The organism is Streptomyces sp. NBC_00028 (genome assembly GCF_045041065.1).
Classification (GTDB): domain Bacteria; phylum Actinomycetota; class Actinomycetes; order Streptomycetales; family Streptomycetaceae; genus Streptomyces.
This window is the reverse complement of the sequence record NZ_CP108293.1, coordinates 1,650,687-1,669,439: the sequence shown is the minus strand read 5'-3', so window position 1 is coordinate 1,669,439 and position 18,753 is coordinate 1,650,687. Positions and strand designations below refer to the sequence as shown.

The following is an 18,753-nucleotide window of genomic DNA, read 5'->3' as shown; positions in this document are numbered from 1 at the left end:
GTGAGGACTTTTCGTTGCCGTGTCACCGCGCCGCCCCCCTCGCCAGCTGATCAGCGGCCGGTGTCGGACCGCCGCCCGTGTAAGTGACCCGCCACAGCGCCGACTTGGCATCCGAGGTGAAGAAGCCCCGGCCGTAGTCGAGGACGTACAGCGAGCCGTCCGGACCGAACTTCCAGTCCATGAGGTTCTTGATGCCGTCGTTGCCGATCGGGATGATCTTCTTCAACGACTCGGAGTGCACGGGCAGTCCACCTTCACCATGGTTCTTCGGGTCGGTGATGACGGCGTTGCGCGGCTGGTCGGCGTCGTAGAAGTCGCCGACGAACCACTTGCCGTCCCAGTACGCGGGCCACTTCACCGCGCTCGCGCTCTGGGCGTCGTAGCGGTAGACCGGCCCGTTCATCGCGGCCTGGCCGCCACCCTTCAGCCAGGGCAGCAGATACGTGGACTCCTCCTGCTTGTACGACGGGACGCCGTTCGCGTCGCGCGGGAAGTCCGGGGCGCCGCCCTGGGGCGAGTACCAGATGTTGTTGCCGGTGACCGGCGGGAGGTTGACGAGGCCGTCGTTGTTCGGGGACTCGTTCTTCGGGTGGTCGCAGTCGTACCAGCCGAGCGGCTTCGTCGGGTCGGGGAGGTTGCGGTCGCGGTAGGGCTGCTTGTTGCCCATGCAGTACGGCCAACCCCGGTTGCTCGCCTTGGTGATGACGGCGAACGTGTCGTACTTCGCCGGACCCCAGGTCGTCGAGGGCGCCGAGGCGTCCGGGCCGACCCAGCCGGCGTAGAGGATGTCGGTCTTCCGGTCGACGAAGATGCGGGCCGGGTTCCTGACCCCCATCACATAGATCTCACCGCGGGTCTTGCCGCCGCCCTCGTCGGTCTCCCGGCCCGTGAAGAGGTTCCCCTCCGGGAGGGTGTAGGTCCCGTCCGCCTCCGGGTGGATGCGCAGGATCTTGCCGTTGAGGTTGTGGGTGTTGCCGGCGGTGCGGCGCGCGTCGGCGAAGGAGACGCCCTTGTAGTTCGGCTCCGGGTTGTTGCCCGAGTAACCGTCGCTGAACCGGCTGGAGTTGTTGTCACCGGTCGCGATGTACAGGTTGCCCTTGGAGTCCCAGGTCATCCCGCCGCCCGCGTGGCAGCAGCTGTGGATCTGCACCGGCCACTTGAGCAGCACCTTCTCGCTGCCCAGGTCCAGCTTGTTCGTGGCGAGGTCGAGGGTGAAACGGGAGACCCGCCGCTCGGCCATCCGCGTCTCGCGGTTGATCTGCGCGTGCGGGGTGTAGTGCAGATACACCCACCCGTTCTCCTCGAACCGCGGATCGAGCTCGATGCCGAGGAGCCCCTCCTCGACCTTCACCAGCTCGTCGCCACCGCCCTTGTTGCCGAAGACCGTCAGGGCGCCCGCGAGAGTCACCTTCTTGGTCTTCGGGTCGTAGACATGGATCTCGCCCCGACCCTTGCCGATGTCGGGGTTGTTCCAGTCGGTGACCACGGGCTGGGAGGAGTCGGCGCCGCCCCGCCCGATGTAGAGCACCCGCCCGTCGGGGGCGGTGACCAGGCCGTGCGGTTCGCCTATCTGGTCGTTCTGACCTGGCTGGTTGGGCTGGGTGAGGCGCTCGGCCTTGTAGTTGCCGGTGATGGTCGCCTTGCAGTCGGCCTGCGCGATCCGGGTGGTCCACATCAGTGCGCCCCGCAGATGCGCACGGAAGTCGGTCTCGTCGTACGACGACACCGTGCCGCCCATGCCGGTGTAGAAGGAGCGCCCGCCGTCGTAGTCACGGCACCAGCTGACCGGATGGTCCCAGCCGTTCTTCCCGTCGCCCGGCTGATACGTCGACTCGCGCACCCGGGCCACGGTGTGCACGGAACCCGACGGGTTCTTGGCCCAGTTGAACCACTGATCGGGCCGTTTCCACTGCACGGGCAGATCCTTGGTCGCCGGATGCTGCCGATCACCCACCTCAACAACGGCTCGTTGCACGGCGGTTGGACTGGAGGCGGCGGGCCGGGCGCCGACGAGGCCGGTGAACCAGTCCGAGTACGGCTCGGCGCGTGCGGCGTCATGGACACCGACGAACCCGCCGCCGGCCTCCATATAGGCCTCAAGTCCCGCCTCCTGCTCGGGATCGAGGATGTCGCCACCGCCGGTGAGGAAGACGATGGCGTTGTACCGACCGAGTTTCGCCTCATCGGTGAACACCGAGGCATCGTCCGTGGCCACGGTCCTGAACCGCTGGTCGGTCGGCCCGGACAAGCCGATCTTCTCGATGGCCTCGATCCCGGCGTTCACGACCGGCGACTCCTCGCCGGACGCGGCGGAACCGTAGAAGACCAGCACCCGTACATTCGCGCCGCCCGGCGGCGACTTGATGGACATCGTTGTCAGCGTCGGTTCCGGCGCCGGGCGCGCGGTGGCGACGGGGCCGGACATCAGCCCCGCCACGACGACCCCGGCGGTCACACCCGCCACACCGACCCGTCTTCTCGTGCTCAACCCTCGTAAGTGCATGGGCACCTCCTCGGTCACAGCGACAGCGCCAAGGAAGCTAGACGTCTTTGCGCAACTCGCCAATACCTATGACCGAGTTGGGGCCAACTTTGTCCTGAGTGTGGATAAACAGCGGAACGGCCGGTACCGTCTCACAGGTTCATCACAGGTGCGTCTCCGCAAATTCCGTCCCAGGGTGGGGAGTTCCGCATGTTCCGCATGGACAGGCGCGGGTTCAATCGACGAGTGCTGCTGGGCGGCGCGGCCGTCGTGGGCGCCGGAACCGTCGCGACATCGTTGTCCGTCGCACCGGAGGCCGCGAGCGCCGACACCCCGGCGAAGACGGCTCCGGCGGGCGGCGAGGTGCGGCACATCAAGCTGTACGCCGAGAAGCTCGCCGACGGACAGATGGGCTACGGCTTCGAGAAGGGCAAGGCGACGATCCCGGGCCCGCTGATCGAGCTCAACGAGGGCGACACGCTGCACATCGAGTTCGAGAACACGATGGACGTGCGGGCGAGCCTCCATGTCCACGGCCTGGACTACGAGATCTCCAGCGACGGCACCAAGTTGAACAAGAGCGACGTCGAACCGGGCGGCACCCGCACCTACACCTGGCGCACCCACGCCCCCGGCCGCCGCAAGGACGGCACCTGGCGGTCGGGCAGTGCGGGCTACTGGCACTACCACGACCACGTGGTGGGCACGGAGCACGGCACGGGCGGCATCCGCAAGGGCCTGTACGGCCCGGTGATCGTTCGCCGCAAGGGCGACATCCTGCCGGACGCGACGCACACGATCGTCTTCAACGACATGCTCATCAACAACAAGCCCGCCCACTCCGGCCCCGACTTCGAGGCCACGGTGGGCGACCGGGTCGAGTTCGTGATGATCACGCACGGCGAGTACTACCACACCTTCCATATGCACGGTCACCGCTGGGCTGACAACCGCACCGGCATGCTCACCGGCCCCGACGACCCGAGCCAGGTCATCGACAACAAGATCGTGGGCCCTGCGGACTCCTTCGGCTTCCAGGTGATCGCGGGGGAGGGGGTCGGGGCGGGCGCGTGGATGTACCACTGTCATGTCCAGAGCCACTCGGACATGGGGATGGTGGGGTTGTTCCTGGTGAAGAAGACGGACGGAACGATTCCCGGGTACGAGCCGCATGAGCATGGGCATGAGGCTGAGCATGAGCACTGATCGGCTGACTGGCGGATCATGGAGGGGTGACTCTTCTCCTCACCCGCGGTGACCTTGAGGCCGTACTGCACCCGCTGTCCTGTCTGGACGCCCTGCGAGAGGGATTCCGTGCGGCGGACGGTGGCACGATCGCCGGGCAACGGGTGCGGACGGACCTGCCGTTCCCGGGAACGGCCACGGCCCTCGTCCCCGGGCTGCTGCCGGGCATCGAGGCGTACACGATGAAGGTGAACGCCAAGTTCCCAGGCGCGCGGCCCGCGTTGCGCGGAGTGATCTGTCTCCACAGCGGCCGGGACGGCGAGTTGCTGGCGCTGATCGACTCGGCCACGGTGACGGCGTGGCGGACGGGGCTGGCGGCGGCGCTGGGAACACATGTGCTGGCCGGTGCGGATGGCGCTCTCGGAGTGGTCGGGGCGGGCGCACAGGCCGAGTTGACGGTACGGGGACTGAAGGCGCTCCGGTCTTTGGGGTCCCCCATTGACGTGGTGGTCCACGACACGGACGACGAACGGGCCGCCGAGTTCGCGGCACGACATGGTGGACGCGTGGTGGGCTCGGCGGCGGAGGTGGCCGCGGCGACCGACACCGTCCTGCTGGCGACCTGGTCCCGCGAGCCGCTGCTGCACCTCGCGGACACCCGGCCCGGCCAGCATCTCACCAGCCTCGGCGCGGACGAGCCGGGCAAACGGGAGCTGGGCGCGGATCTGCTCGGAGCGGCCTCGGTGATCGTGGACGACCGCGCACTCGCCGGCACGATGGGAGCGCTGGCGGAGACAGGCCTGACGGCCACCGCCACCCTCGGGGAAGTACTGCGAGGCGACCACCCTGGCAGGGCCAACGCCACTGACCGCACCGTCTACGCCCCGGTGGGACTCCCCTGGCAGGACCTGGCGCTCGCGTGGGCGGCGTACGAGGAGGCTCGGCGGAGTGGGGTGGGGCGAGAGGTGGATCTGCTGGCGTGAGTCAGCTGATGTCGAGCACGGAGTCGGAGGTGCGTGCCCGGATATCAGTGGCCATGACCCCGTCCCCTCCCCGTTCGCCGCAAACGACGATCTTGCCGCCCCGGACCCGCCGCAACCCCGTTTCCGCTTCCCGAGAGCGCTCTCACCTCCCGTCCCGACCAGGGCTATCCTGGGCCGCAACCACGAGGAGGGCCCGAAGTGAGCGAGACAGTGCCGCGTCCCACGCTGGAGGCCGTGGCCGCGCGGGCCGGGGTCTCGCGGGCCACCGTGTCGCGGGTGGTGAACGGCGGTGACGGGGTCAGGGAGCCGCTCGTCGAGCGGGTGCGGCGGGCTGTGGAGGAGTTGGGGTACGTTCCGAACCAGGCTGCCCGCAGCCTGGTCACGCGACGCCATGACGCCATCGCCGTCGTCGTCGCCGAACCGGAGACCCGGGTCTTCTCCGACCCCTTCTTCGCCCTGCAACTCCGGGGCATCAGCAAGGAGTTGACGGCCCACGACAACCAGCTCGTGCTGCTGCTCACCGAGGGGCGGGACGATCACGCCCGGGTCGGTCGCTATCTCGCCGGGGGACATGTCGACGGGGCGCTCGTCTTCTCCCTCCACCTCGACGACCCGCTGCCCGGTCTGATCCAACGGGCCGGAATCCCGACCGTGTTCGGCGGCCGGCCCGGCTGGAGCGACGGCACGGGGGACGACGTGGTGTACGTCGACAGCGACAACCGGGGCGGCGCCCGGGACGCCGTACGGCATCTCGTCGGCCTCGGCCGCAGCCGTGTCGCCCACATCACCGGCGCCCTCGACCAGACGTCGGCGGTGGACCGGCTGGAGGGCTTCCGCGATGTCATGGGGGACGTCGACGCGCGGCTCGTCGCGGAGGGTGACTTCACGCCGGGCGGCGGGGAGCGGGCGATGCGCGAACTGCTCGACCGCTGCCCGGACATCGACGCGGTGTTCGCCGCCAACGACCTCACCGCGTCCGGCGCCCTGCGCGTACTGCGCGAGCACGGCCGACGCGTCCCCGACGACGTCGCCGTCATCGGCTTCGACGACATGCTGCCCATCGCCGAACAGACCGACCCACCCCTCACGACGATCCGCCAGGACATAGAGGAGATGGGCCGGCTGATGGCCCGCCTTCTGCTCAAGGGCGGCGGGGACACGTCCTCCGGAGTGGTGCTGCCTACGACGCTGGTGCGCAGGGCGTCCGCATAGCCGGCCCGGAGAGGTGGCCCTGCCCCCCGTCACCCCTCCGCAGACGCACTCCTGATCACCGCGAAGCGTGCCCCGTACGGGTCGGTGAGGCGGGCGACGCGGCCCACGCCCGGGATGTCGGTGGGCGGCATCCTGACCAGGCCGCCCCGCTCCTCCGCCTCGGCGACCACCGCGTCCACGTCCGTGGCCTCGAAGTACGGCAGCCAGTAGGGGCCGCCCTCCGCCTCCGTGGGTGCGTCGGCGAAGGGGACGATGCCGCCGAACATGGCGTTCTCGGACTCGCCGCGTGGATTGATCGTCGTATAGGTGCCGCCCGGGAAGTCGACGCCGTAGGTCTCCAGGCCGAGGACGGCGTTGTAGAACCACGCGGCCATCGGCTGGTCCGCCGTGTAGAGCTCGATCCAGCACAGGGAGCCCGGCTCCTGCGTGACGTCGAGACCCTTGAGGCGGCCGGGCTGCCAGATACCGAAGGGCACGCCGGCCTTGTCCGCGAGGATCGCCATACGGCCCTGGTCCATCACGTCCAGGGGCTGCATCAGCACCTTGCCGTGCGCCTGCTCGGCGGCCTTCGCGGTGGCGTCCGCGTCGGGGGTCTGGAAGTACACCGTCCAGGACGGCGGGCCGTCCTCCGCGGTGCTCTGCATGCCGCCGGCGACGGTCCTGCCGTCCAGCTGGAAGAAGCCGTAGCCGCCGGACTCGGGCGGCCCGGGCTCGAAGCGCCAGCCGAAGAGGGCGTTGTAGAAGGTGGAGGCGCCTTCGATGTCGGGGGTGCCGAGATCGAGCCAGTTCGGTGCGCCGGTGACATAACGGGTGGTGAGCATCCTTGCCCTCCTCCGAGGGGGTTACGTCCACTGCACTGCCGAGTCTTGCACCGCCCACTGACAATCGCCCCGCAACGCCGCGCGCCGCCGTGCGTCAGGGCGCACGGCGGAGCAGTATCGGGGCGGCCGGAGGCCTGGGAGCGCGGCGTTGATCCCGCGTTGATCGAACGTTTTTCGCCGCCCGGCACGATCCTGCACATGCTCATCGAAACGATCACGCCACCTGGCCTGGACTGGCAGGAAGAGGCGCTCTGCGCACAGACCGGCGGGGACTTCTTCTTCCCCGAACCGGGCAGCTCCGTGCGGGAGGCGAAGCGGATCTGCGGTCTGTGCCCGATCCGCTCCGCCTGTCTGGAGTTCGCCCTCGACAACGACGAGCGCTTCGGCGTGTGGGGCGGCCTGTCGGAGAAGGAACGGCTGGAGATCAGGCGTACGTCACACTGAACCGCCCCGTCCCCGCCGGCACCCGTACGTCCGGGCCCGTCCAGTCGAGCTCGTGCCCGTCGGCCCGCGCCGACCGCACCTCGCCGAACCGGCACGGATAGACGAACCGCACCCCCTCGGGCGCCTGTGTGATCTCCACGGTCACCCTCCGCTCCGCCGGGTCGTGCGAGAGCCGGTAGCCGAAGGGCGCCCCGAAGAGCGTGGGCGCGGCGTCCACGGCGACCGGTTCACCCCCGGGCACCCAGTGCGGCCGTACCCCCGCAGCGATGTACAGGTGCGGGTCGTGGTCCTCGTCGGCCTCGAAGAAGAGGATGTCGCGGATCAGCAGCAGATACTCGGCGGCCGCCCAGCCGTGCGGCATGTCCCCCATGTACCAGCGCCCGTACGGCACTTCGCGGAAGTCGGACGCGATCGGGAACGCGTGCTGCTCGTTCCACGCCCCCAGCGCCACCGCGCGCTCCGCGACGTTCGGGAACCCCGCCGCGACCGTCCAGCCGAGCAGCGCGTCCCCGCGTGCCGGGTCCCCGGCGAGCAGACAGGCGTGCGCCAACTGCAGGGTCAGATAGGGCCCGTACGCCTGCCAGGCGGCCTCGTGCCGGAAGCCGCCGGTGACGAAGTGCGCGTACATGGTGTCGAGGGTGAAGCGGGCGGCCCGGTCGATGTCGTCGCCCAGCTTGCTGTCCATGTGCAGACGCAGCGGGTGGAAGTACGCCGCCGCCCCGATCATCGTCGAGTCGAGCCGTCCGACGTCGCCGGGACCGGTCGGGATGTACGTCTCCCAGGCGCCGCGCGCCCGCTGCTCGCCCAGCACCCAGCGGATCGAGTCGCCTGTGGCCCGCTTCAAGTCGTCGAAGGCGGACCAGAGTTCGCCCACCTCCGGCGCTCCGATCCGTTCGGCCAGGCGTGCGGCCTCGTAGAGCCCGGCCAGTGCCCAGAAGTCGTCCCAGTAGTGCGGCTTGTCGCGCTCGCCGAGGTGTTCGGCGCTCCAGCCGCTGTGCAGCAGGCCGTACCGGTCGCGGTTGTCGCGCAGCCAGCGGGCCGCGTCCCGGACGTAGGGGACGTACAACTTCGTGCCGAAGGCGGCCCGTTGACCACTCGTGCGGTCGAAGCGGCCGATCGCCCACAGGGCCTGGCCGTTGCTGTCCCACTCGTGGTCGTCCTTCTCGTGCGGGCCGCCGTAGAAGCCGTACTCGGCGCACGGACCGATCCGGCCCGTTCCGAGACTGAACTTCAGCGGGTAGTGCGTACCCAACTGCCGTTCGACCAGGGCCGAGTCGCCGACGAGTGAACAGGCTGTCGCCTCGACGGAGGAGTCCCGGATCCAGAAGGAGTCGTAGACCGTGGGGCCCGGGTGGATCTCGCCGTGGTCGGACAGGACGAGGAGCTGGGTGCGGGACTGGCGGAACAGGTCGGTCAGATGGGCCACCGGGCGCGGCAGGCCCGGCTGCACCCCCTGCCCGAGGATCTTCGCCGTCCAGAAGTCCCGGTTGGCGGCCTCCAGTTCGGCGGCCGGTGTGGCGCGGAGTCCGGCGAGGTCCGCCGCGCCGCTGAACAGGTCGACCGGCAGGCGTACGTCGATCTCGAAGACCTCGTCCTCCGTCACCCGGAACGGCCACGCGAACACCGCGCTGCACATCCCGGCCACCTGGTCCTGCGCCTCCAGGGCGCCGTTCAGCTTGCCGCCGACGACCAGGTCGTGGAACGGGCTGTGGGTGAGGTAGGTGTCCGGGTCGAAGGAGAAGTCCGTGTTGCCGTAGACGCCGTACTGTTCGGGCGCGGTGTCGAAGACCGGGCCCCAGCCCGCGTTGGTCTCCACCCGCTGCTCGTCCGGCAGATGGCGCAGGAACGTCAGGCGCCGGTCGGTGCTCTGGCGCTCGTCGCGGTCGTGCCGCTGGAAGCCGCTCGGACCGGCGGGCAGAACGGCCGCGCACAGCAGCCCCTCGCGCGGCTGCCCGGTGGGACTGCCCACGGTCACCCGCGTGACCACCAGGTCCCGTTGGCTCACGCCGACGGGCGTGGCGAAGGTGCGCTGCACGAACTCGACGCCCTCCGGTGTGCGGAACGTCGTCAGGACCACCGGCAGATGCGGAGCCTCCATCCGCTGCTCCACCCTTCCCGCGTCCGGGAGTTGGGGCAGCCGCAGGGCGCCCGTCGCCGGATCGTGGAGGAAGAAGCAGAGGCTGTACTTGTCGTAGACGGGCTCGATCTCGCCCGCCTGGCCGATCAGGGACTCCTGGCGATGGTCCTTGACGCCGACCATGTGCCAGTAGCGGTACAGGGCGTTGGAGGCGAAGGCCGCCTCCTTGGAGTCGTACGTGCCGGAGTCGAAGTCGTCGCTCCAGCGGCGGAAGGCCTGCTGCGCCCACCAGGGCACGGGATACGGGACCCGGTCCCGACCCGCCCAGCCGCGCCACATGACCTCGTAGAACATCCACTCATGGGTCTGGGCCATGGTGTGTCACCCCCTGCGGGCACCGTTGCACCGTGGGGGCGTCCCGTAAATCCGTGCGACCGGCCGTTCGGGGCGCGGTTAGGATCCGAGGGCGCGGTCCGGGCGTAGCGCAGAGGCAGGCGCGCCGCCTTCGCATGGCGGTCACGCCGGTTCGAATCCGGTCGTCCGGATACGTGTGAGGGTCCCGTAGAGCAGAGGCAGACTCGCCGCCTTGTCAGGGCGGATACGCCGGTTCGAATCCGGTCGGGACCGCGGTACGGCGATGCACGGGGCGGGGACGGCACATGGGCGAGGCGATCAGTGAGGCGGAACTGGCCGCCTTCCACCAGGTCGTGGGCAAGCTGCGCGAGCTGCCCGTCGACGACCCCGTACGGCTGTCCGCCGAGCAGGTCGCGGCCTCCTTCGCCCGCGACGGACGGCTGCGTCGGCGCAAGGCGAGGGGTGCCGAGGCGTCCGCCGCCGACGCGCGGACCATGGCGGCGACGGCGACCGGTGCCCCCGAACGGCGCGAGGACGCGCCGCTGACCCCGGCGGCCGGCACGTCCGGTGTCTTTCGCAAGCCCCGCACCTGCTACGTCTGCAAGACCCCCTACCGCGAGGTCGACTCCTTCTACCACCGGCTGTGCCCGTCGTGCGCCGCCGACAACACGGCCCGCCGCGCGCTGAGCTGTGACCTCTCCGGTCGCCGCGCGCTGCTCACCGGCGGTCGGGTGAAGATCGGCTTCCAGCTGGCCCTGATGATGCTGCGGGACGGCGCCGAACTGCTGGTCACCTCCCGGTTCCCGCACGACACCGTGCGCCGCTTCCGGGCCGAGCCGGGCAGCGAGAAGTGGCTGGACCGGCTGACCGTGCTCGCCGTCGACCTGCGTGATCCCCGCCAAGTCCTCGGCCTGTGCGAGGAGTTGCGGCGGGAGGGCGAGCCGCTGGACATCCTCGTCAACAACGCCGCCCAGACGGTGCGCAGACCGCCGGAGTCGTACGCGCTGCTCGCGGGCGCTGAGTACGACGCGCTGCCCGAGGGCGCCCGGCAGGCACCCGGGTTCACGCCGATGCGGATGCTGGCGAGCGGCGTCGCGTCCCTGCCCGTCGCCCTGCGCGAGGCCGACGAGGCCGGGCTGCTGCCCGACCCGTCCCCGGAGAACTCCTGGTCGGCCCGGCTCGGCGCGCTCGACCCGGCCGAGGTCCTGGAGACCCAGCTCGTCAACGCCCTCGCCCCGGCGCTGCTGTGCGACCGGCTGCTGCCGCTGCTGCTGGCGTCCCCGCGGCCACGCCGGTACGTGGTCAACGTGACCGCCGTCGAGGGCCGCTTCGCCGTCCGCAACAAGATGGCGGGGCATCCGCACACCAACATGGCCAAGGCCGCCCTCAACATGCTCACCCGCACCAGCGCCGCCGAACTCGCCGACCAGGGCGTGCACATGTGCGCCGTCGACACCGGCTGGATCACGGACGAGAACCCGGCGCCGAAGAAGGCGCGGATGGCGCGGGCCGGGTTCCGGACGCCGCTGGACATCGTGGACGGGGCGGCCCGGGTGTACGACCCGATCGTGCGCGGCGAGGCGGGGGAGCCCGTGTCCGGGGTGTTCCTCAAGGACTACCAGGAGGCGGAGTGGTGAATCAGGAGACGAGCGGCTTCGCCGGAGTGCCGTCCGTCGTGCCGCGCCCGGTCGCCGAACTGGGCCCGCTGCTCGACTGGTTGAGGGCAGGACGGCCGGCCGGGGAACGGCTCGACTTCCCGACCGGTACGGCACTGCCCGACGGGCGCCTCGATCTGTGCAAGCAGGAACTGGGCGCCGACGGGGCGTCCTTGGTCGCTCAGGCGCTGGGGGAGGGCCCGACACCGGTACGGCATCTGCTGCTCGGAACCGACGGCCTCGGCGACGCGGGGGCCGAGGTGGTGGCCGGGGCGAGTGCCGAGGTCGAGACGCTCTACCTCGGCTGCAACGGGATCACCGCGGGCGGCGCCTGCCGGATCGCCGACCAGCTGCGGGCCTCGCCGCAGGTCGTCACCGGAGTGTGGCTCAAACGCAATCCTCTGGGTTCCGGCGGTGGCCGGGCCGCGGCCGAACTCATCGAGTCCGCACGGTCGTTGCGCACGCTCGACCTTGTCCAGACCGGTCTCGACGCGGCCGGCGCCGCCGTCCTCGCCGACGCGCTGCTGGCCGCCGCGGACAACGGACGCCGCATCGAGCGGCTCTTCGTCGGTGGGAACTCGCTGGGCAAGGCGGGCGCGGAGGCGCTCGGAGTGGTGGTCGCCGCCGGCGCGATCGACGAACTGTACGTGTCCGCGGCCCGGTTGGGGGACGCGGGCGCCCTCCGTCTCGCCGACGCGCTGGAGCGGGCGCCGTACGGGCGGCTCACCCGGCTCGCGGTGGCCAGCAACGGCATCGGGCCACAGGCCGCCGCCCGGCTGGTGGCGGCGGCCACGGCGGCCGGGGTCGCCCTGCTGGACCTCGGCCGGGTGCGCGCGGCGGCGGTCCTCGGGGCGGCGGACAACCACATCGACCTGGCAGCGTCCGGCACGATCGCCGACACCCTGGCGACCACCGAGCACCGCCTGACCCACCTCGTCCTCACCCACACCGGCATGCGCAGCCGCGAGGCCCACCGCCTCCTCGACACCGCGCCCCACGCCGTCACGGCCACCCGCTTCGTCCTGGGCCAGGGCATCGCGGCCAGCGTCAAACGACGCCTGGAGGCGCACAGCGCCCACCTGCCGCGGCCGGCGGTCCCGGCCGATGTGGCCGCCGTCCGGAGTGTGCACCGAACTGCTCCACCTGACGCCTGACGCCTGACGCCCGACGCCTGACGCCTACTGTCTCCGCATCCCCACGAAGACCTCCGTCCAGTACCGCTGCTGCCGCTCCGACGCCCCCACCAGATACGTCGCCCGCAGCTTGGCCGGCAGCAGCGCCACCAGGCGGGCCACCACCGCGCGGTGCTTCTTCAACTGGGACAGCTCCGCGTTGGCGAGGATCTGGTGGACCACGTCCGTGTCGTTGCCGCCCTCCTCGGACCGCTCGGCCGCGCGGCGCAGCCTCGCCTCCCAGGCGTCCGCGTCGCGGGCGAGTTCCCGCAGGCCGGTGACCTCACGGCCCCTCAGCCGGTCGAGGAGCGCGGTGAGCGGCACGGGCGCGTACTCGCCGTCGCCGAGATACACCGTGCCCATCTCCAGCGGCAGCCCGCGCCGGTGCAGCTTGATGAGCCGCTCCAGGGTGCGCTTGGTGATCCAGGCACGCCCGTCGTCGTCGATGTCGTGCTTCCACCACTCCAGGACCGTCTCGGCGTCCGCGCCGTAACGGGCCAGCAGCCACTCGTTGGCCGGGATGTCCTGCGGATCGACCTCCAGGGAGGCCGTGAAACGCGTCGCCTGCGCGATGTTGTTCCGCGACACCAGCAGCTTGCGGCCCAGATGGTACGGCGGGTTCTGCACCGCGATCTGCGCCCGCAGGTTCTCGATCCGCCGCCCCGCGAGCGACCACTCCTGGGTGATCTCCATCAGCTTGGCGAACGCGGCCTTGTCCTTGGGCCGGTTGTACTCGTCCCAGACGATGGCCTTGGGCTCGGGGCCGGTGAAGTGGGCGGCGAGGAGGTGGTCGAGGGTGCCGTCGGCCGACGGCACCGGCGCGCACAGGTCCTCGACGTTCGTCACCGGCAGCGAGAAGTACAGCGGCTCCCGGCCGAGGCCGGCCCGCACCGTCTCCCGCACCAACTCCGTCTTGCCGCACCCGGGCGGGCCCTGGAGCAGCACCGTCCAGCGGTTGCGCAGGGCGGCGCGCAGCACCTGTCGTACCGGGTCGGGAATCGTCGACGGGTTGGCCACGCCCACCGCCTCGGCGATCCGGTCGAGGATCTCGTGCGTACGGTTCTGCCCCGGCTTCCCGTCCGGGCCCGGCTCGGCCAGGCGCAGCCGGTCACCGTCGACCAAGGGGAGGCCCCAGCGCAGCGGGAAGCCCTCCTTGGCGTTGGCGAGGACGTGGTCGAGCGTGCGCGGGGACAGCAGCTCGCGCAGGGCGGGGGACAGGGACGCCCACAGCGAGAACACCGGACGCAGGTCCCACGGACGGTACTTGGCCGCCAGATGCCGACGCCACGAGGTGTCGTTGGCCGTGATCCGCAGCGTGACCATACGGTCCAGCAGCGCGAGGTCGCCGCGCCGGACCGACGTCTCCGTCAGCGACTCGTTGTCGGTGAGGAAGACGCCGACGCAGCCCAGCGCGCGCAGGTCGTGCTCGCCCAGCGTCCAGTTGCAGGCGATCTGCATCAGCTGCGACTGGATCGTGTCGCCCGCCTGGAGCGAGTCGTCGATCAGCAGCACGAACGGAGTGCCCGGCTTCAACTGGCTCATCACCAGCTGGCGCAGCACCAGTTCACCGGTGTGCGGGTCGCGCACCGGCGCGTTGACGAGCAGGTCGTCCGGCGTCAGGTTCGCCGCCGGGACGTAGACCAGGGTGGTGTCCGGGTGGGCGTGGGCGAGATGGGAGAAGAACGTCGCCGTCTTGCCGATGCCGTGCTCGCCGAAGATCTGGCCCGTCTGCCCCATGTCGATCATCGCGTCGATGAACGACTCGAGCCGCGAGGCGGTCAACTTCTCGGTGTCCGTGGTCATTTACCGTGATCCTGTGGTGACGCGATGGCAGTCCATCGCCGGTGTGTGCGTCTCGGGCCACTCGCTGCCGCCCTCGGTGATCAGCCAGATCCATTTCTCCGGCTCGGCGGGGGTGATCGGCGGCGCGTATCCGTCCGTCAGCATCACGACGGCGTCCGGCGTGACGTCGAAACGCCGGCCGTTGACCTCTGTACGCCCCTCCACGTAGTCCGCGACCGCCTGGAAGCTCGTGCCGCCCCCGCCATAGACCCGCTCGCCGGGCGCGAAGGGCATCACCACGGCGTCGAAGGACAGCCAGTGCGCCTCCACCCCGTCGATGCGGCCCACGAGTTCGGTGAGCCACGTGATCACATGCTGCGGCATCGAGCCGGACGTGTCGTACGCGACGACCAGCATCTTGTCCCGTACCGGGCCGCGCCGCGCCAGCATCGGGTCCTGGCCGAGCGCGGCGAGCAGCGCACCCCGTTTCTTCGGGTACACCAGCCGCTCGCCCTCGCGCAGTCTGGAACCGAGTACGTCGACCAGCCAGCGCTGCCACCAGTGGACCGTGCGGGTGCGCGTGGTCTCGCCCCGCAGCACGCCCGCGCCCAACTGCCCCCAGATCCGCGCCGCGCGTGCGCTGCCGTCCTCGGTGCGGCCCATGAGGTCCAGCAACTCCCGCTCCGCGCCCGCGTGTCCGCGCCGGGCCGCCAGCAGGGAGTTGAGCAGCGCCGAGGACGTCACCGCGTCGACGGTCTCCTGGTCGGCCGGGACAAGGTCGCCCCCCAGATGCGCACACAGCCGCCGCTCCGGCACCGGTGGGCGGTGCATCCGCTTCAGCTCGCCGTACACCCGCAGGTCCGTCTCGGTGAACGTCTCGTACGGGACGGGCTCCAGGCCGTGCTCGGTCAGGTCCGCGCGGTACTGCTCGTACACCGCGCGCGGGTCGATGCCCGTCGGCCGGCCGTCCAGCAGGGGGAGTTCGTCACGGCGCAGCCGGACCAGTGCCACGTGGTTGATGGACACCTCGGCGGCCAGCTCGAAGACCGGGTCGGCGCGCAGCTCCGGGTCGGCGAGGAGATGGCGGTGCACCAGATGGCGTGCCTCGTGGAACAGGACGAACTTCACGCCGTCCAGGCCGAGTCCGGCGAAGAAGTCCGGGTTGTACAGCAGCAGGCAGGTCCCGTCGCCGGACGCCACCACGGCCGCCGTGTCGATCGCCGTCGTCGGGATCTGGTGGTGGCACTTGGCGTACAGCCAGGACGCCACCGCCGACTCCGTCAGCCCGAAGTCCAGCAGCGCCGCCTCCTTGAGCCGGCGCGCCTGGGCCACGACCGCCGGATCCGCCGGGCGGTACGCCTCCAGCGCCCGGCGGTCGGCGAGGTCGACCACCGGGGGACGCCGCCCCCGCTCCCCGTACGCCATGTCCTGCCCCCCGAACCGAACCTGCCCCCGTGGCTCATTGGTACCAGGGCCCACTGACATCGGGCCAAGGCATTACGATCTGGCGTCAAGGGCGGGGCCGTAGCGCAGAGGCAGGCGCACTGGTCTCCAAAACCGGAAACACGCTGGTTCGAATCCAGCCGCCCCGCCCCCCTGCGGTCACGCGACGGCACCCGCCGTGACGATCAGTTCCGGCGTGTTCCCGTGGAACGTCTCCGCCAGCTGGACCAGCACCGCCCACGCGTCCTCACGGTCGCCCAAGTGCTCGTCGACGAGTGGGCGCAGGGCGTCCTCGGCTTCCTTCAGCCGCGCCGGGAACAACAGCCGCCCCATCGACAGGACTTCAAGGACCCGTATGGCGGGGCCCTCGGAGGCCACGTAGTCGGCGGCGCTCTCGAACACGCCCGCCTGGCGCAGGCGGTGGGTGAACTTGGCGTGGGTGCCGAAGCCCGCCCGTACCGACGGCGGGCAGTCCGGGCGTACGTTGAGCGCCCAGCGCGCGTAGCCGGGCAGCGGACGTTCGCGGTCCGCCGCGCCGACCGTCGCCCAGTCGGCGCGCGTCAGCACCATGGACGCCGCCGCGCGTCCCTGGTGCACCGTGGTGACCTCGCGCAGCGCGCCGACGAGCCCATGCCGGACGTAGCTCTCGGGAATCTCGGGTTCCTGCCCCGGCAGGGTCACATCGACCGGCAGGGGATCGACACGACCGGCCGCGAAGGGCACCCCGCGCGCGATGGCGCGGCGCAGACCGGAGTCGGTCGGGATGTACCGCCACACCAGGGCGTTGAGCTGCGGGTCGTCATTCTCCATGATCCACAGCGCCACGGAGGCCTCAAGGCCGCGGGCCCAGGTCCACGCGCGCGTGACGCGTCCCCGGGCCTGCGCGGGGGTCTCGGGCTCCGGCAGGCCGGTCCGCGCCCGGACCCGTACGGCGGTCTCCTCGTCGACGAGGCCGAGCAGGAACCCGACCGACCTCTGCGCCCTGGTGTTCTCTCGCATGGCGGCATGATGCCGCCGGTCAGGGGCGGACCGCACCGGAAAATCGACGGCCGCCCCTGCCGAGGGCCGCCCTTGCCGACGGCCGCCCCTGCTGTGGTCAGCCCGCCGCGCGTGCCGCCATCCGCGCCTTGCGCGCCGCGAGCTTCGCGTCGAACTTCGAAGCCTCCGCGTCCAGACCGCCCATGAACAGGCCGAGTTCCTCCTGGGCCTGCTGTCCCTCGGGGCCGAGACCGTCGATCTCCATGATCTTCAGGAAGCGCAGCACGGGCTGGATGACGTCGTCGTGGTGGATGCGCAGGTTGTAGACCTCGCCGATGGCCATCTGCGCGGCGAAGCGCTCGAAGCCGGGCATGCCGTGGCCGGGCATACGGAAGTTGACGACGACGTCCCGGACGGCCTGCATGGTCAGGTCGGGGGCGAGGTCGAACGCGGCCTTCAGGAGGTTGCGGTAGAAGACCATGTGGAGGTTCTCGTCGGTCGCGATGCGCGCCAGCATGCGGTCGCAGACCGGGTCGCCGGACTGGTGGCCGGTGTTGCGGTGCGAGATACGGGTCGCGAGCTCCTGGAAGGCGACATAGGCGACCGAGTGCAGCATCGAGTGGCGGTTGTCCGACTCGAAGCCCTCGCTCATGTGGGCCATGCGGAACGCTTCCAGCTTGTCCGGGTCCACCGCGCGCGAGGCGAGCAGGTAGTCGCGCATCACGATGCCGTGCCGGCCCTCCTCGGCGGTCCAGCGGTGCACCCAGGTGCCCCAGGCGCCGTCGCGGCCGAAGAGCGAGGCGATCTCGTGGTGGTAGCTGGGGAGGTTGTCCTCGGTGAGGAGGTTCACGACGAGCGCGATGCGGCCGATCTCGGTGACCTTGGACTGCTCCTTGTCCCAGGCCTCGCCGTCCTCGAAGAAGCCCGGGAAGTTGCGGCCGTCGCTCCACGGCACGTACTCGTGCGGCATCCAGTCCTTGGTGACCTTCAGATGCCGGTTGAGCTCGGTCTCGACCACTTCCTCCAGCGCGTACAGCAGCTTGGCGTCGGTCCAGACGGCGGGGCTGCCGAGGTGAGGGGAAGTGATCGTCACGGGAACTCCAGGGGGACGCGTAACAAAGCGGAGAAAAGCCGGGTACCCGGCGAGCGGTTGCCGGAACCTACGAGAGCGTAGGCTACGAACCCGTAGGTTACGTAGCCGTAGGTTAAGCGGGATGTAAAGATCCCTGATCAGCCGTGTTCCCGCAGGTTTCGGAGGCCTCCGCAAAAGCCCCAGGACCCGCAGGTCCCGGGGCTGAACGGATGATCCGTTCACTCGTCAGGCGTACAACTCCCGGACGCGGACCGAGAGGCATGTCACACACCCTTCGAGCTTCTCGAACTCGCTGATGTCGACCACGACCGGGTCGTGGCCGAGGTCGGCCAGCAGGTCGGCGGTCTTCGGCGCGCTCGCCGAGATCAGCAGCTTGTGACCGCCGAGGAGCACGACGTGACCGCCCGCCTCCTCCGGCACGGACAAGAAGCGCGGGAAGAGGGACGGACGGTCCACCTTCGGGATGTTCCCGACGACCGTCCCGTCCGGCAACGCTGTCACCGCCGACTTCAGATGCAGCACCTTGCTCACCGGCACCGCGACGACCCGCGCCCCGAGCGGCTCGAAGGCCGCCCGCAGCTGCTGGACGCCCGCCGCGTTGGTACGGCCGCCGCGGCCGACGTAGATCGTGTCGCCGACCTTGAGGACGTCACCGCCGTCCAGGGTGCCCGGCTCCCAGATCCAGTTCACCGAGCAGCCCAGCGAGGCCACGGCCTCCTCGACCCCGGCGGTCTCCTCGCGCCGTGACTCGGCGCCGGGCCGGGTGATCAGGGCGACGTTCTTGTACATGACCACCGTGTCCTCGACGAACACCGAGTCCGGGCAGTCGTCGGCCGGTTCCACCTCGATCGTCTCCCAGCCGTGGGCGCGCAGGGCCTCGGCGTACGCCTCCCACTGCTCGACCGCGAGATCGACGTCGACCTTCTCGCGCTCGAGGTGCGTCACCAGGCCTTCGGCGAGGCGCGGGCTGGGGCGGCGGATGAGGGCCTTCTTGCTGGGCACGAGGAAACTCCGTAACGGCGGCAGGTGGCGGCGCCCCGGAAAAGCGGCGCCGGTCAGCCATCATGCAGGG

General features: G+C 70.6%; 14 protein-coding genes and 3 tRNA genes. 9 read left to right on the top strand and 8 right to left on the bottom strand.

All coding sequences use genetic code 11. The features are described from left to right. Positions 1-22: 22 nt before the first annotated feature. Positions 23-2,503 carry a ThuA domain-containing protein gene (locus OG885_RS07325; protein WP_405727832.1) on the bottom strand — a complete coding sequence of 827 codons (2,481 nt, stop codon included), beginning with the start codon at positions 2,501-2,503 and terminating at the stop codon, positions 23-25. A gap of 198 nt (positions 2,504-2,701) precedes the next feature. Here OG885_RS07325 and OG885_RS07320 point away from each other — a divergent pair, with 198 nt between their 5' ends. From OG885_RS07320 to OG885_RS07310, 3 genes are all read left to right on the top strand, one after another. Further along, positions 2,702-3,688, top strand: coding sequence for a multicopper oxidase domain-containing protein (locus OG885_RS07320; RefSeq protein WP_405742624.1), 987 nt, complete (start codon positions 2,702-2,704; stop codon positions 3,686-3,688). 26 nt (positions 3,689-3,714) lie between these two features. After that, positions 3,715-4,650, top strand: coding sequence for an ornithine cyclodeaminase family protein (locus OG885_RS07315; protein ID WP_405727829.1), 936 nt, complete (start codon positions 3,715-3,717; stop codon positions 4,648-4,650). Positions 4,651-4,848: 198 nt separating this feature from the next. After that, positions 4,849-5,862 carry a LacI family DNA-binding transcriptional regulator gene (locus tag OG885_RS07310; protein WP_405727826.1) on the top strand — a complete coding sequence of 338 codons (1,014 nt, stop codon included), beginning with the start codon at positions 4,849-4,851 and terminating at the stop codon, positions 5,860-5,862. 29 nt (positions 5,863-5,891) lie between these two features. Here the strand turns inward: OG885_RS07310 and OG885_RS07305 are convergent, their stop codons facing one another. Then, positions 5,892-6,683, bottom strand: a complete 792-nt coding sequence (locus OG885_RS07305; protein WP_405727823.1) for a VOC family protein — start codon at positions 6,681-6,683, stop codon at positions 5,892-5,894. A gap of 198 nt (positions 6,684-6,881) precedes the next feature. Between OG885_RS07305 and OG885_RS07300 the strand changes: the two genes are divergently transcribed. Beyond that, complete coding sequence (locus tag OG885_RS07300) at positions 6,882-7,127, top strand: WhiB family transcriptional regulator (RefSeq protein WP_399964539.1); 246 nt, start codon at positions 6,882-6,884, stop codon at positions 7,125-7,127. Here the strand turns inward: OG885_RS07300 and OG885_RS07295 are convergent. Then, positions 7,108-9,579, bottom strand: a complete 2,472-nt coding sequence (locus tag OG885_RS07295) for a hypothetical protein (protein WP_405727820.1) — start codon at positions 9,577-9,579, stop codon at positions 7,108-7,110. The genes OG885_RS07300 and OG885_RS07295 overlap by 20 nt on opposite strands. A gap of 98 nt (positions 9,580-9,677) precedes the next feature. Here OG885_RS07295 and OG885_RS07290 point away from each other — a divergent pair. The 4 genes from OG885_RS07290 (at position 9,678) to OG885_RS07275 (ending at position 12,367) form a co-directional block, all read left to right on the top strand. Next, positions 9,678-9,749: transfer RNA gene (locus OG885_RS07290), tRNA-Ala, on the top strand. 10 nt (positions 9,750-9,759) lie between these two features. Then, positions 9,760-9,831 (top strand) — tRNA-Asp (locus OG885_RS07285). A gap of 32 nt (positions 9,832-9,863) precedes the next feature. Next, positions 9,864-11,195 carry an SDR family NAD(P)-dependent oxidoreductase gene (locus OG885_RS07280; RefSeq protein ID WP_405727817.1) on the top strand — a complete coding sequence of 444 codons (1,332 nt, stop codon included), beginning with the start codon at positions 9,864-9,866 and terminating at the stop codon, positions 11,193-11,195. After that, positions 11,192-12,367 carry a ribonuclease inhibitor gene (locus tag OG885_RS07275; protein ID WP_405727814.1) on the top strand — a complete coding sequence of 392 codons (1,176 nt, stop codon included), beginning with the start codon at positions 11,192-11,194 and terminating at the stop codon, positions 12,365-12,367. Before OG885_RS07280 ends, OG885_RS07275 begins: the two co-directional genes overlap by 4 nt. Positions 12,368-12,391: 24 nt before the next feature. Here the strand turns inward: OG885_RS07275 and OG885_RS07270 are convergent, their stop codons facing one another. Both OG885_RS07270 and OG885_RS07265 read right to left on the bottom strand, forming a co-directional pair. Then, the gene (locus OG885_RS07270) at positions 12,392-14,188 is read right to left on the bottom strand and encodes an AAA family ATPase (protein WP_405727811.1); all 1,797 of its coding nucleotides are present in this window, start codon (positions 14,186-14,188) and stop codon (positions 12,392-12,394) included. Further along, the gene (locus OG885_RS07265; RefSeq protein ID WP_405727808.1) at positions 14,189-15,592 is read right to left on the bottom strand and encodes a DUF2201 family putative metallopeptidase; all 1,404 of its coding nucleotides are present in this window, start codon (positions 15,590-15,592) and stop codon (positions 14,189-14,191) included. A gap of 91 nt (positions 15,593-15,683) precedes the next feature. On the opposite strand from OG885_RS07265, the gene OG885_RS07260 reads away from it, so the two are divergent. Further along, a tRNA-Trp gene (locus OG885_RS07260) sits at positions 15,684-15,760 on the top strand. A gap of 9 nt (positions 15,761-15,769) precedes the next feature. On the opposite strand, the gene OG885_RS07255 is transcribed toward OG885_RS07260, so the two are convergent. The 3 genes from OG885_RS07255 to ddaH all read right to left on the bottom strand — a co-directional run bounded on the left by OG885_RS07255 (position 15,770) and on the right by ddaH (position 18,683). After that, positions 15,770-16,609, bottom strand: coding sequence for a hypothetical protein (locus tag OG885_RS07255; RefSeq protein WP_405727805.1), 840 nt, complete (start codon positions 16,607-16,609; stop codon positions 15,770-15,772). A gap of 97 nt (positions 16,610-16,706) precedes the next feature. After that, complete coding sequence (locus OG885_RS07250) at positions 16,707-17,681, bottom strand: acyl-ACP desaturase (protein WP_405727802.1); 975 nt, start codon at positions 17,679-17,681, stop codon at positions 16,707-16,709. A 225-nt stretch (positions 17,682-17,906) separates the two neighbouring features. Beyond that, on the bottom strand, positions 17,907-18,683 hold the full coding sequence (gene ddaH / locus OG885_RS07245; RefSeq protein WP_405727799.1) for a dimethylargininase: 777 nt from the start codon (positions 18,681-18,683) through the stop codon (positions 17,907-17,909). Positions 18,684-18,753: the final 70 nt, after the last annotated feature.

Coding starts and splice junctions, on each gene's coding strand:
- OG885_RS07300 (WP_399964539.1), top strand. CDS start 6,882: ATGCTCATCGAAACGATCACGCCACCTGGCCTGGACTGGCAGGAAGAG.
- OG885_RS07255 (WP_405727805.1), bottom strand. CDS start 16,609: ATGCGAGAGAACACCAGGGCGCAGAGGTCGGTCGGGTTCCTGCTCGGC.
- OG885_RS07270 (WP_405727811.1), bottom strand. CDS start 14,188: ATGACCACGGACACCGAGAAGTTGACCGCCTCGCGGCTCGAGTCGTTC.
- OG885_RS07305 (WP_405727823.1), bottom strand. CDS start 6,683: ATGCTCACCACCCGTTATGTCACCGGCGCACCGAACTGGCTCGATCTC.
- OG885_RS07325 (WP_405727832.1), bottom strand. CDS start 2,503: ATGCACTTACGAGGGTTGAGCACGAGAAGACGGGTCGGTGTGGCGGGT.
- OG885_RS07295 (WP_405727820.1), bottom strand. CDS start 9,579: ATGGCCCAGACCCATGAGTGGATGTTCTACGAGGTCATGTGGCGCGGC.
- OG885_RS07280 (WP_405727817.1), top strand. CDS start 9,864: ATGGGCGAGGCGATCAGTGAGGCGGAACTGGCCGCCTTCCACCAGGTC.
- OG885_RS07320 (WP_405742624.1), top strand. CDS start 2,702: ATGGACAGGCGCGGGTTCAATCGACGAGTGCTGCTGGGCGGCGCGGCC.
- OG885_RS07265 (WP_405727808.1), bottom strand. CDS start 15,592: ATGGCGTACGGGGAGCGGGGGCGGCGTCCCCCGGTGGTCGACCTCGCC.